This window comes from Streptomyces sp. DSM 42067, assembly GCF_055792885.1.
The window spans coordinates 6698367-6710667 of record NZ_CM147706.1 but is presented as its reverse complement, the minus strand read 5'-3'; the positions used below and the strand labels follow the sequence as shown (position 1 = coordinate 6710667).

The window sequence follows — 12301 nt, the reverse complement described above, 5'->3', positions numbered from 1 at the left end:
TTCCGCACACTGAGGGAGTTGATCCACCATGGCGACCACGCTGCCGGTAAAGGTCGAGTTCTCACTGCCGGAGGGCTGGCAGTCGGCGCCCCCCGATGAGGTGGGAGCCCCAGGAGTGGCTTTCGTTGCCCTCCACCCCGATTCGCGGGACGGGTTCACCGCGAATATCACGATCGCCGGCAAGCTCCGCGGCAAAGGTGACATGGCCACGGGCGAAGGTGACCTGGCCACGGGCGAAGGTGACTTGGCCACGTACGGCGGTGACTTCGCCACGTATGCAGGTGAATTGCTTACGATCGCCGACGAGTCGGTCCAGCGGCTGAGTGAGGCGGCGACGGTGCGCGTCGCCAAGCGGACTCACGTAGGGACACCGGAGGCGCCGGGGTTCACCCAAACCCTCCGTATCTCCACCACGCTGCGCGGGTGGCCCTTGGATCTGGTGCAGAGCCAGGTGTATTTGGTCATGCAGGATGTGCACGATCCGTCCAAGCGCGCGGTGATCGAGCTCGCCCTGACGGCCAAACCGAGTCAGCTTGACGCGGTCGCGGACGACTTCAAGGAGTTCGTCCGGTCTTTTCGCCCGGCGGCCCCTGCTACAGCGTAGGTTTCTGCGCCACGGCGCCACGGCGCCTCGGCACTCGTAAATGAGCCCCTCGCGAACGTGATTCCGCGAGGGGCTCATCCACGAGCACATGCACATGGCACTCAGGTCGCGCGCCAGGCCTGCGCCGGTGCACGGCGGGCCGGCACATCCCCTTCCGGCGCTCAGTGATCTGCAGCAGCCCGGTCGTGGACCAGCGTCAGGCCGGAGCAGTCGTGGCCCCCCGAGGGGTCCGGCTCGTAGACCCAGTAGAGCGCCGCGAACTGCACCAGGAGCAGTACGGGGACGAGGCACACGGCGGCCATGGCCACGTGCCCCTGCCACACCGCCCCCGGCCGCTGCCCCCGCCGGTGTGCGCCGCGGCGCAGGGCCAGCAGGAGCAGCAGGGCTGCCAGGCCGCACACCGGGCCGGCCCAGGCGGTGACGTACATCCGCGTGGACGGGCCCAGGTACCGGCAGTCCTGGAAGGTGTCGCCCTCGAAGGAGAAGTGGGCCGCCAGCAGCCCCGCCGAGGCGACCACCAGCGCCGGCACCAGCAGGGACCAGCGGCGCCACGAGGGGGCGGGGGCAGCGGCGGCCGTCGTGGGATGCGTGTGTGTGCTCATCAGTACCAGTCCGGGTTGGGGCGGACGATCCGTACGTTCTGCTGTCCTTCGTGCTTCTCGGTCGCGGGGAGCCGGCCTTCCAGGCTCACGTTCTGGTACGAGTCGCTGTGCTGGGTGTACTTGATCTCGCCGTCCGGCATCACCGCGGTGACGATCGCCGCGTGGTGCGTGTTGCCCTTCTCGATCGAGTCGTTGGGGCCGGACTGCTCGTAGTAGATGATGTCGCCCGGCTTCACGTCGGAGCGCGGGACCTCGGTGCCGCCGTGCCTGAGCATGAAGTTCTGCTGGTTCTCGGCGGCGGCCCAGGTGTCGGAGTAGGCGAGCCGTTTGTCGACCGAGTCGACACCGGTGCGGTTTCCGATCATCCAGGTGTCGTCGCCGGAGGTGCCCTCCCAGAAGCTGGTCTTCTCCTTCATTCCCGCGTGCAGCAGGGCGTTGGAGACGAAGTTGGTGCAGTTGTTGCCGAAGTCGGTCGGGTCGTCCTTGTTCCAGTTGGCCAGGGCGTACTCGACCAGCTTCACTCGGTCGTACTTGCCGTTGCCGCGCAGTTCCTGCCGCACATCGGCCGGTATGCCGTCCAGGTTGGCGATCGTGACCGGCTGGGCCAGCATCATGTCCTTGCGCTGCTGGGGAGTCAGGCCGTTCCACCACTGGCGGACCGTGGTCGGGTCCTCGCCCACCGGGATGTCACCCGCGAGCATCTTCATCTGGACGTGCGAGGCGTGCGTCTGGAGGTCGTTGAGCGCCTTGCTGGGGTCGGTGACGCCCGTCTGGCCTGCGAGCTTGGCGAACTCGGCCGCGGCCAGCTTGTCGGCGGTCGTGACCTGTTCCACGGCCTGGTCGATGAGGTCCTGCACCTCGGCGCGGTACGGGCCCATCTCCTCGGCCTCCATGCGGTTGCGCGGGGGCGGGCCGGTGATCGTCCCGTCGACGCCGATCTCCAGGCCGTAGCGGCCCGCGAGGTCCACCGCCGCCCGCATGGTGCTGTGCGCGGTCTCGATGGTCGTCGTCATGCCGTCGGCGACCATGTTGACGGCGAGGAGGATGTCGTACGCCGCCTCCAGCTGGTTGGCGAGCAGCTCGAACTCGGCGGCCGCGGTGGCACCGACCTCGTCGGTCCAGTTGTCGGCCAGCGGCTTGGCGCCGTACTCGCGCAGGTCCTTCGCAGCGTCCAGGGAGTACTTGGCGAGGGCGTGCCATTCGTCGGCGGCATCCGCCCACTTCTTCGGCAGGGCGTTGTTGATCCCCTCGTACGAGACCATGGTCAGGCCCTCCCGAGGTCGCGCAGCCCGGCGCGCAGGCGCGACTCGGCCTCGGCGTCCGCGCGGTCGTACCCGTCGGCGGACTCCCGCAGCTTCTGGCTGAGCTCGCCCATCTTCTTGGCGAGGGAGACCATGTGCTCCTCCCACTTCAGGGCACAGACCTTGAGCTGGACCGGGCTCTCCCAGCCGTTCCCGTAGTGAGAGCCGTACACCTCGTCGCTGGTGTCGAGGGAATGGCTGAGGCGCTTCATGACCGTCTGGGACAGGGACTCGGTGTCGTCAGCCGCGGCGCGTACCCGCGCGGCGTTGATATCGATGTCTCCCATGGGCAACTCCCCCGATGTGCTTGACCGTTGATGGAATCGGCGAACTCGTTCGAATACCCCGGGCATCCTACGGACCCTCCGGCGCATCCGATCTCCTGGGCCCACGCGAGCCCTTGGCCATCGATCACACGATGCACGGCCATGCCATGCCCCGGCAGCATCACCAGTAGCGCCCGCCGGACAGGGAGACGCAGAGGCCGGCGGCCCGGGTCTCGCCGCCGTCAACTTTCCACAGTTCTCCTCTGAACCTGCACACTCACACGCCACGTCCATGCGGGGTGCCTGCCCCGGCCCGGCCGGCTCCGGTACGGGCGCCTGGACAGAACGTCGCCACCGCGACCTTCAGTCGTTCATGTTCGTGAATAAGAATCAAGTACAAGTCTATTGACGCGTTCACGGCAAGGCCCTTAGCGTCCGAAGAAAGCGCTTTCCCCACCCGGATGCGGTCTCCGGCTCTCCGACCCGTTCATGCCGTCGAACGGGCCGCATGGACACCCGGAACCGCCACAGAAAGGGGTCGGCTCCATGCGTCTGCACTCTTGGCTCCGGGCCCGATCGCCCCCGCGCTCTCACCGCTGGAGGAACGCGCGGGAAGAGCGGTCCGACGCGGAACCCGCTCGCCGCGCCGACGACAGTCCTGTGTGCGGTACCCGCTCGCCGCGCCGACGACAGTCCCGTGAGCACCGCGCTGCCGGTGCCGTGTGTGCTGCCCCGTCCGGCACGGCATCACCTGCCGCGCGGGGTGGACCCGAACGTCAACGTCACGAACCGGCGCCGGCCGCCAACCACCGCGCAGTTCCCCGACCGCTCCTTGCCCCGAACCTCTGAAACCCCTGATCAGGCAAGCCAACCAACCTGGAGACAAACGATGCAACCGAGACCCGTCACCGCGTGCGTCGGCCTGCTGGCCGGCGCGCTCGTCGCGCTGTCCGGCACCACGGCGCAGGCCGCGTCCACCCGTTACGAGGCCGAGAACTCCCCTGCAGTCTGCACCGGCACCATCGACTCCGACTGGGCCGGCTACTCCGGAAGCGGATTCTGCAACGGAACCAACGCGGTCGGCGCCTACGCACAGTTAACAGTGAATGCCGCCACCTCAGGCACGGCGACACTGAGCGTCCGCTTCGCCAACGGAACCACCACCGCGCGCCCTGCCGGCCTGATCGTCAACGGGTCCACGGTCCAGACGCCGTCCTTCGAGGCCACCGGCGCCTGGTCGACCTGGACCACCAAGGCCCTGACCGTGTCGCTGAACGCGGGCAGCAACACCATCCGGCTCGACCCCACCACCTCCGCCGGCCTGCCCAATATCGACTACATGGACGTCGAGACGGGCGACACCACCCCGCCGCCGTCGAGCACCGCGCTGTACGTGGCGCCGAACGGCACGGACAGCGCGGCCGGAACGCAGGCGGCCCCGACGACGCTCACCTCGGCGATCAGCCGCATCACGCCCGGCGGGACGATCTACATGCGCGGCGGGACCTACAACCACTCGCAGACGGTCACCATCCCGGCGGGCAACAACGGCACGTCGAGCGACCGCACGGAACTGGCCGCCTACCCAGGTGAGACCCCGGTGCTGAACTTCTCGGCCCAGAGCGAGTCCTCGTCGAACCGCGGGCTTGCCGTCAACGGTTCGTACTGGCACGTCAAGGGCGTCGTCGTCGAACGTGCCGGGGACAACGGGATCTTCGTCGGCGGCAGCAACAACGTCTTCGAGCGCACGGTGACGCGCTTCAACCGTGACACGGGGCTGCAGTTGTCGCGCATGGCCTCCACCACCCCCCACGACCAGTGGCCGTCCAACAACCTCATCCTGAGCGCGGTATCGCACGACAATGCCGACTCCGACGGCGAGGACGCCGACGGCTTCGCCGCGAAGCTCACCTCCGGCCCCGGGAACGTCTTCCGCTACGCCGTCTCCCACAACAACATCGACGACGGCTGGGACCTCTATACCTACGCCGACGAGGACCCCATCGGCGCGGTGACCATCGAGGACTCCCTCGCCTACGAGAACGGCACCCTCAGCGACGGCTCGCAGGCCGGCAACGGCGACCGCAACGGCTACAAGCTCGGCGGCGAGGACGTCCCGATCAACCATGTCGTCCGGCGCAGCATCGCCTACGACAACGGCAAGCACGGGTTCACCTACAACAGCAACCCCGGCACGATGTCGATCTCGAACAACGTCAGCATCGACAACACCGAACGCAACTTCAACTTCGACGCGGGCACCTCGGTGTTCCGCAACAACACCTCGTGCCGCAGCGGCAGCGGAACGAACGACAGGATCATCGGCGACGCCGACAGCACGAACCAGTTCTGGTCCGGAACGAACGGCTCCCGGTGCTCCTCGTATGCCGGTGCCCTCGGCTGGTCCTTCGCCGCGGACGGCCGCCTGGTAGTGACCTTCGGCGGCAGTCAGGTGACGCCGTAACCGACCCCGTCGCCCAGCGTGTCGCCCCGTGCCGGCACTCCAGCACCCGGCCATGCCGCCGATCCTGCCGGGGGGGCGAGAACGGCGAGATCGGCGAGATCGGCGATGACCCTGGTCGGCCCATCCGGTTCGTCCGGATGGGCCGACCAGGCCGGCCAGGCCGCAGCGGCGCCCATCAAACGGCAGCTCTCGGGCTCACGGCGACCGCAGTGCCCTGGGAGTATCCGGCCTCTGCTGCAGCTGTGAGCTATCTGTGTGGATCCGAGAGCTTCCGTCAGCCGAGGAGTTCCGGCCGGTTCAGCCAGTCGAGCAGTGCCTTTTCGTAGGTGGGGCTGATGCGCGTCGTGTCTCCTGTGCGGATGGTGGGAACGTGGTCGCAACCGGGCAGTCGTATGACCTCGGGCGCGGGTCTGCCGGACTTCGCGCTGGCTTCGCGCCAGATCCCGATGCTCTCGTCGATCGACAGCCACTGGTCGGTCTCGCCGTGGAAGGTGAGGACCGGGCAGCGAACTGCTTCGTATGAAGAGGTGAGGTCGGCGTCCATGTCGACCCACAGCTCCCCCGGAGGGGCGTTGTACAGGTCGTCGCTGAAGTCGTAGCCGAGGAGGGGCCACCACGGTTGGCTCGCGGCCTTGGCGAACTCCTCACGGATGGTTTCCGCATCGCTCTGCCCGCGCAGATAGGCCGCCATGGCGTCCTGGAACCGGCTGAGTTCATCGAGGCAGTCGGCAAACCCGTTGTTCCGCAGCTGCTGCGCCAGGCCGTAGCGCATCTGCGCTCCGGGGCTTACCCCGGAGGGCGAAACCAGGGTCAGGAATGCCACCTCGTCGGGCCAGGTCGCGGCGGCCAGTGGCGCGACCCAACCGCCCTGGCTGAAGCCCCAAAGGCCGATCGCCGCATGGCCGATATGCCGGCGCAGCACGGAGATGGCGGCCCGCGCATCGGCGGCCTGATCGACGAACGGGACATCGACACCTAGGCGGGACGGACGCCGGTCGTATCGCAGCACCGCGATCCCCTGTGCAGGCAGGACCTCCGATAGATGCTCGTACAGGACGAAGTCACGGTTGCCGCAGTGCGACCCGTGCAGCGGAATGAGTCCACCCCGCGCAGGGCCGTCCGGCAGCGTCAAGGTGGCGGGAAGTTCTGCTCCATGGGCATCGATCACCAATTCCACCACGGAATAGTGACATCGAAGCGCCACAGCAACCAGTGGCAAGGGACCGCGACTGTTCTCGCCAGCCGGCTGCCCTCAACGGCGCCGGTCAGCTGACTCCTGCGGCCGCGGACGGCAACTCATCCGCAGGGGACGCCGTCGAGTCGCGCTTCGGCCATGCCGCTTGGATCACCAGACAGGTCCGTGCGACGATCTGCCGGCCCCTGGGGCCCCGCGCGGCGTCCGCCCTTTGCGTACCGAGGGGACGCATACCGCGATGACCAGCGCGAGGAGCACGCTCAGCGCGGTGAAGGCGGCCGTGCCGTACAGGTCGGGTCTGTAGCACTGCCCCACCCCGCAGCCGGTCAGCGCAAGGACCATGCCCGCGCCGCCGAGGGCGAGAACACCGGCGAGGCTGCCGGCCAACACCGCATGGGCGAAGGCTAGCCCGCCTTCGCGGGGCAGTCGGCCGGTCCGGACGACGAGGACGAGCAGGGCGCCGGGAACGATGAGCAGGCCCAGGACGTAGAGCCCGGAGAATCCCAGAAGGATCACCCCCGCCAGCAGCCACAGCCCCCAGCGCACGCCCCCGCCCAGGGTGAGGCGCAGGTCGCGGCGCGGCCCGCCGTACGCCGCCGCCTGCCCCAGCAACAGGAGCAGGGCTGCCAGAGTCACCGCGCAGAGCAGGTACGGCGCCCTGATCCCGGCACCGGTCACGGCACCCAGAACGAAGGTCGCGGCCTCCGGTGTGCCCCGGCCGACGACCGTCGCCATCAGTGGCTGGGTGACCATCAGTTCCAACAGCCATTGGAGGACGCAGGCGAAGATCACGCCCGCGGCCACGACGAGCCCGCACAGCGTCAGCATCGGCCGCCGCCGGTGTGGCAGCGCCCGCCGCCACAGGCGGACCGTTCGGGACATCCACCGCCCCGCGAGGAACGCGGCGAGGGCGAGCAGTCCGGTCCACAGCAGGAAACCGGCACCGTTCTGGTCCGTGGTGGCGAGCGCGAACATGATGGTCCCATTGGCCACGCCGCCGCCCAGCGCCATGCCGCAGGCCAGCCCCCAGGCGGGAGCCCGCAGGGCCGGCGACGCCGCCCCAGGGAACCCCTCGTCGGCGCGCAGCGCAAGGAATCCGACGACCGCCGCACACAGCGTTCCGACCAAGGCGTGGGCCAGCACTCCCGAAACGGCGTCGGCCCGGTCCCCCAGCGCGGAGTTCAGCACATACGTGCCATTGAGTTCGGTGTACAGCACGCCGAGGACGCAGCCGACGGCGGCCATCTCCCAGAAGCCACTGCGAAACAAGGGCTCGGGGTTCTCGAACATGGCCAGCCGCCGGGCCGGGGTGGGGTGCACCCGTAGCAGGCCGCCTGACAGCCGACGCCTGGTGTCCCGCTTGTCGAAGAGCGAACGCAGGGCATCGGGCGAGATGCTCCACTGCTGGGCGCGGGCGTCGGCGTAGAATTCACGGCTGCGCAGGACCGCCCGGCGAGCGAGCGGGACCACGACGAGCAGGCAGAGGATCTGGAGTGAGCCGGCGGCACCTTCCGCGAAGGAACCCATGGTGCGGTTCCAGATCAGCGGCCAGCCGATGCCTGTGGGCAGGGAGAACAGGAGCACGGGCAGGGCGACCCGGCCGACGACGATGGTGAGGAAGCTGATGTCGACGTCGCGGTTGCGTATGTGGGCGAGTTCGTGCAGGAGCACAGCCTCGTAGGTCTCCGGCCGACTGGTCCGTAGAGCGAGAAGTCCGCCGCTGAGCACGATGTGTCTGCGTCGCCATCGGCCGAATGCCAGCGCGGAGACCCGCGGGTTGAGCGGCTCCGCGTACCAGGAGACGGGCTCAGTGCCCGACCTGTCACGCAGCTCCTCTAACGCCCTTGCCACCTCGGGGAGTTCGTCGACCAGCGGCACGTAGCGACGATGGCGGATCCGCCAGGCCGGCAGGAACCAGTAGATGACGAACACGAGCGCCCAGAAGACGAGGACGGCGGTTGTCGGTACCCACAGCTGCACCACGCGCGGGTCCGCACCGCACACCTCCGCTGCTGACGGCCGGTCGCCGGATGGGAAGCCGTCCCACCGCCGGTGCTCTCGCTCCCAGCAGGCTTGATAGGCGGCGATGCGGCGCATGACATCGTCGCCGGTCAGCAGGGAGGCGATACGTCCGGTCGCCGCCATCATCACCACCGCGGTCGTGCTGAGCATCAGCAGCGCGAAGCGCAGGCTCGTGCCGGACGGCACCGCGAACGGATCGCCCCGCCGCTCGACCGCGGCAGCGGTCACGACGCGGCCCCGCCGGTCTCCTCTTCACCCGGGTCCGCGGCACTCACAGGGGTGTTCCGCGCCGCGGGCGCTATGGCCAGTTCCGCGACGATCCCGTTGGCGATCGCCTCCGCGGTCTGTGCCGGGACGCTCATACGCCGGGCGTGCCGGAGTGCGATGCGGTGGATCCTCTGCATGTGGGCCGGGGTCAACGAGATGGTGTCTTCCCGGCGTCCCGGTTCTGGGCCGGGTTCGGGGCCGGGTTCTGGCGACGGGCCGGGCCGCCGCAGGAGGACGCGCCGGAACCAGGAAGCGAAGCGGTTCGCCGAGCGGTTGACGCGTTCCGCGGCGAGCTGGCTCAGCGTGTCGACGGCGATCGCCAGGACCAGTGCCGTGACTGCCGAGGTGATCCCGTCGACGCCGAATCCGAGCGGCTCCGGCCGACGCGTGCGCCAACGGCGCCTGCGTTGCGGGGTGTTGTGGAAACTACGGGCGATCAGGTCGAAGTCTGCCAGCTCAGCGCGGGCGCCAAGTCCCGCGACTTCGTTGAGCTCCCTTCCCGCCAGCACCGCGCGCGCCAGCCGGTTCGCGGCTTCCCGGTCGTACTGGTCCCGCATCGATGGCCTCCCCGTAACGACACGTCAGTGGTGATCAGGCAGCCGCACCGGGCCGGCCTTCCCAACGACGGGGGGACCGCCACACTTCCTGGAACCCGGCTGCCCGCGGTGACACATGAATGCCCGAGCGCAACTGTACGGTGGCGCATCCCCATATACCCCAGAGCAGTCAGCGGCGAAACCGCCGCGCGTCACACCCAGGGTGTACGCCCAGGCGTCTGTGGCATCCCCCATCGGTTGCTCCGGTGCGGCGTCTCGGTACGACCGGTAGGCATGCCGGAACTTTCCGAGTCCTGGCACAGGACATCGCGGGTCCCTGATCAGTGATCAGTTTGGAGCCGGGGAAGCCGTGTCGTCGGCCTTGATGTCGAAGTTGATCTGGTCTCCCTCGACAGAGGACACAGTGACCGTCACACCCAAGGTGCTGCCATCGTCTGCGGTGAGCGTGCACCGGGTGGTGGTGCCGGCCTTGCCGACGAGGTCCTCGGGACAGGTGATGTCCGGCGTCGGCTGACCTGTTGTGGCGGCGAGCTTTTCGGCGACCGTGGTGGCCAGCTTGTCCGCAGACATTTTTGGCTCGGCCATTCCCACTTCGACTGAGGCCGAGCAGCCGACGAGCAGCACGCCGGCGGCTACGGCCGAGAGGATCGAGGTTGCTCTGGACAACCGAGTCATGGTCATGGTGAGCTCCGGCCCGAGTGATCAAGGTAAGAAGACCCGGGGGAGCTTACTGGGCAGGGCTGCTCCAGGCAGATGAACTTGACTCCCTGGCATGATCCGGAGTAAGCAACGGAACCGCCGGTGAGCCCTTCGACCGCGGCCCCGAGGGGATCAGCATGGACCCGGTCACGGCGGTGGCGGCGCTGGAGGAGCAGCCGACCGCTATCGACACCTCCGTAACTGGGGAGCCAACTGGCCCTGGGACGAGGGACATTGGAGCGACCATCGCCCATCACCCGCTCCGGCCCGGATCAGTTCGCGCTGACCTCGCTGATAACTTTGCTCCGCCTGCCAGTTCGCTCCGTGGGGGATCAATGAGCCAGCCGCAGTTTCCGCCGCAGCCGCCACAGCACAACCCCTACAACCCGTACAGCCAGCCCGCCCCGCCCCAGCAGCAACCGGGGTTCGGCCCACCGCCTGTACCTGGTCAGCCCCCGATACCGCCCGGGCAGCCCTCGATGCACCCTGGCCCGCCGCCCGTCCCGGGGCAGCCCCAGGCGCAGCCCGGACAACCGCCAGTCTCGGGGCAACCGCCGATGCAGGCCGGCCCACCTCCTGCCCCAGGCCGGCCCCCGATCCAACCGATGCAGGCCGGACCGCCGTACGAGGCACCCCCCTTCGGGCACCAGACGAATGCGGGCAACCCGGTCGGTGCGGTCCTCCTCGGGTTCTTCGCCTCGGTCGTCGTCTCGCTGATCTACAGCGGTCTCATCCTGGCCACGTACAAGGACCAGTCGCAGACCACCGCCCACACCCTCTACGTGGCCCACGCTCTCCTCAACGGAGTGGTCGTCGGCGCCTTGGTCGGCCTGGTGGGTCGCCGCAGCAACGGCGCACGGATCGGCGCGGCCGTCATCGCCCCGCTCGGCGCTTTCTTCGGCTACACCAACGCCATTCCGCTCATCATCGCCGAGAGCGAAACGCCCCGTGCCGTTGCGGACATGGTGCAGTGGGACACCTTCCTCCCTGCCAAGCTCTGGTGGGGAAGCCAGAGCGGCACCACGTGGATCTCCCTGCTCGGCCTGGTGGTCGCCGCAGCCTCTGCCTGGGGCCTCGCCTACGCCGTCGGCAACAGGGGCCGCCGGGCCTGAGTCCTCCGCGGGCGCGGGGCTACCCGGTGGCTCGTCCCGCGAGGACGACCCGGAGGGCGTCGTCGCGGGGCAGGGCGAAGAGTACGCCCGATGCCACGGCGCACCGGACAGGACGCGATGGCGTACTCAGCGCCGCACGGACACGGTGTCTCTACGTGTCCACCCCACAAACTGGGCAGCGGCTGAGCGTCGGCTCCGTATAGCTTCGCCTGCATGGCTGACGAGTGCTTCGGACATCCGCGGCTCGCCGTAATCTATGACCCGCTCGATGCTGATCGCAGCGATCTCGATGCGTACGTCCGCATGGCGGAGGAGTTCGGGGCGCGTCAGGTGCTGGATATCGGCTGCGGGACGGGTGTGTTCGCACTCCTGCTGGCTGATCGTGGGATCGAGGTCGTCGGTGTCGATCCCGCCCAGGCGTCCATCGACGTGGCCCGAGGCAAGCCGGGCAGCGAGCGGGTGCGCTGGATATGCGGTGATGCGGCAGCACTTCCGCCGCTGCGGGTCGACCTTGCGACCATGACGGCGAACGTAGCCCAGGCCATCATCGACCCGCAGGCCTGGCAGAGGACCCTGCAGGGCGCCTACGAAGCACTGCGGCCCGGGGGACATCTGGTGTTCGAGACCCGGGATCCGGCCAGGCGCGCTTGGGAGGAGTGGAACCGCGAGGCTTCGTACGCCGTGACGGAGATCCCGGGCGTCGGCGGAGTCGAGAGCTGGGTCCAGTTGATCGAGGTGAGTGGGCCGCTGGTGACGTTCCGCTGGACCTACGTGTTCGCCGCGGACGGGCAGGTGCTGACGTCGGATTCGACGTTGCGTTTCCGCGAGCGGGAGGAAGTCGAGACGCAGCTGGTCGCGCAAGGGTATGTGGTGGAAAACGTACGCGATGCGCCCGATCGGCCAGGGCGGGAGTTCGTCTTCGTCGCACGGCGCCCTGAGGTCAGCCGGGTTTGAGGTCGGGTCCGGCGCCGGCGACGAACCCGCCGAGGAGATGGATGCCGCCTGGGCTGGAGGCCCCAGGCCACATCGGTGCGGCTGCACGAGCCTCTGCTGACCACAATCCGGACCAGGTGATCGGACCAGAACGCCCCCTGCGACCGGAAGGTTCGCCTGGTTGGTGTGCGTGTGCCGCGTGCCACGTGCCGCGTGCCGGTTGGATGTGACGTCACTTCCACCGGGCGCTGTGGGCTCAGCTGCCCACGAAGGACCGGT

The 12301-nt window shown here is 68.7% G+C and carries 11 protein-coding genes; 4 read left to right on the top strand and 7 right to left on the bottom strand.

Annotation, left to right across the window (positions count from 1 at the left end; all coding sequences use genetic code 11):
* Positions 1 to 28: 28 nt before the first annotated feature.
* Positions 29 to 604 (top strand): hypothetical protein, encoded by a 576-nt coding sequence (locus ACSMXV_RS30440; RefSeq protein ID WP_473174351.1) that lies wholly within the window; start codon positions 29 to 31, stop codon positions 602 to 604.
* Positions 605 to 765: 161 nt separating this feature from the next.
* On the opposite strand, the gene ACSMXV_RS30435 is transcribed toward ACSMXV_RS30440, so the two are convergent.
* Genes ACSMXV_RS30435 through ACSMXV_RS30425 form a run of 3 tightly spaced genes read right to left on the bottom strand, consistent with a single transcriptional unit; the run spans position 766 to position 2794 of the window.
* Complete coding sequence (locus tag ACSMXV_RS30435; RefSeq protein ID WP_473174350.1) at positions 766 to 1206, bottom strand: hypothetical protein; 441 nt, start codon at positions 1204 to 1206, stop codon at positions 766 to 768.
* Positions 1206 to 2468: an amidase domain-containing protein gene (locus tag ACSMXV_RS30430; protein WP_473174349.1), complete on the bottom strand. Its 1263-nt coding sequence runs from the start codon at positions 2466 to 2468 to the stop codon at positions 1206 to 1208. Before ACSMXV_RS30430 ends, ACSMXV_RS30435 begins: the two co-directional genes overlap by 1 nt.
* Before the next feature lie 2 nt (positions 2469 to 2470).
* Complete coding sequence (locus ACSMXV_RS30425; RefSeq protein WP_473174348.1) at positions 2471 to 2794, bottom strand: type VII secretion target; 324 nt, start codon at positions 2792 to 2794, stop codon at positions 2471 to 2473.
* A gap of 868 nt (positions 2795 to 3662) precedes the next feature.
* Between ACSMXV_RS30425 and ACSMXV_RS30420 the strand changes: the two genes are divergently transcribed.
* Positions 3663 to 5237, top strand: a complete 1575-nt coding sequence (locus ACSMXV_RS30420; RefSeq protein WP_473174347.1) for a CBM35 domain-containing protein — start codon at positions 3663 to 3665, stop codon at positions 5235 to 5237.
* Between the two features lie 274 nt (positions 5238 to 5511).
* Here the strand turns inward: ACSMXV_RS30420 and ACSMXV_RS30415 are convergent, their stop codons facing one another.
* The 4 genes from ACSMXV_RS30415 to ACSMXV_RS30400 all read right to left on the bottom strand — a co-directional run bounded on the left by ACSMXV_RS30415 (position 5512) and on the right by ACSMXV_RS30400 (position 9959).
* Positions 5512 to 6414 (bottom strand): alpha/beta hydrolase family protein, encoded by a 903-nt coding sequence (locus ACSMXV_RS30415; RefSeq protein ID WP_473174346.1) that lies wholly within the window; start codon positions 6412 to 6414, stop codon positions 5512 to 5514.
* Between the two features lie 168 nt (positions 6415 to 6582).
* Positions 6583 to 8682: a M48 family metalloprotease gene (locus ACSMXV_RS30410; protein ID WP_473174345.1), complete on the bottom strand. Its 2100-nt coding sequence runs from the start codon at positions 8680 to 8682 to the stop codon at positions 6583 to 6585.
* Positions 8679 to 9278 (bottom strand): hypothetical protein, encoded by a 600-nt coding sequence (locus tag ACSMXV_RS30405; RefSeq protein WP_473174344.1) that lies wholly within the window; start codon positions 9276 to 9278, stop codon positions 8679 to 8681. The genes ACSMXV_RS30410 and ACSMXV_RS30405 overlap by 4 nt, the downstream gene beginning before the upstream one ends.
* 327 nt (positions 9279 to 9605) lie before the next feature.
* Complete coding sequence (locus tag ACSMXV_RS30400; RefSeq protein ID WP_473174343.1) at positions 9606 to 9959, bottom strand: DUF4333 domain-containing protein; 354 nt, start codon at positions 9957 to 9959, stop codon at positions 9606 to 9608.
* A gap of 623 nt (positions 9960 to 10582) precedes the next feature.
* Between ACSMXV_RS30400 and ACSMXV_RS30395 the strand changes: the two genes are divergently transcribed.
* A complete protein-coding gene (locus ACSMXV_RS30395; RefSeq protein WP_473174342.1) occupies positions 10583 to 11089 on the top strand; it encodes a hypothetical protein in 507 nt (168 codons plus the stop codon).
* Between the two features lie 213 nt (positions 11090 to 11302).
* Positions 11303 to 12043: a class I SAM-dependent methyltransferase gene (locus tag ACSMXV_RS30390; protein ID WP_473174341.1), complete on the top strand. Its 741-nt coding sequence runs from the start codon at positions 11303 to 11305 to the stop codon at positions 12041 to 12043.
* The last annotated feature ends 258 nt before the right edge of the window (positions 12044 to 12301 follow it).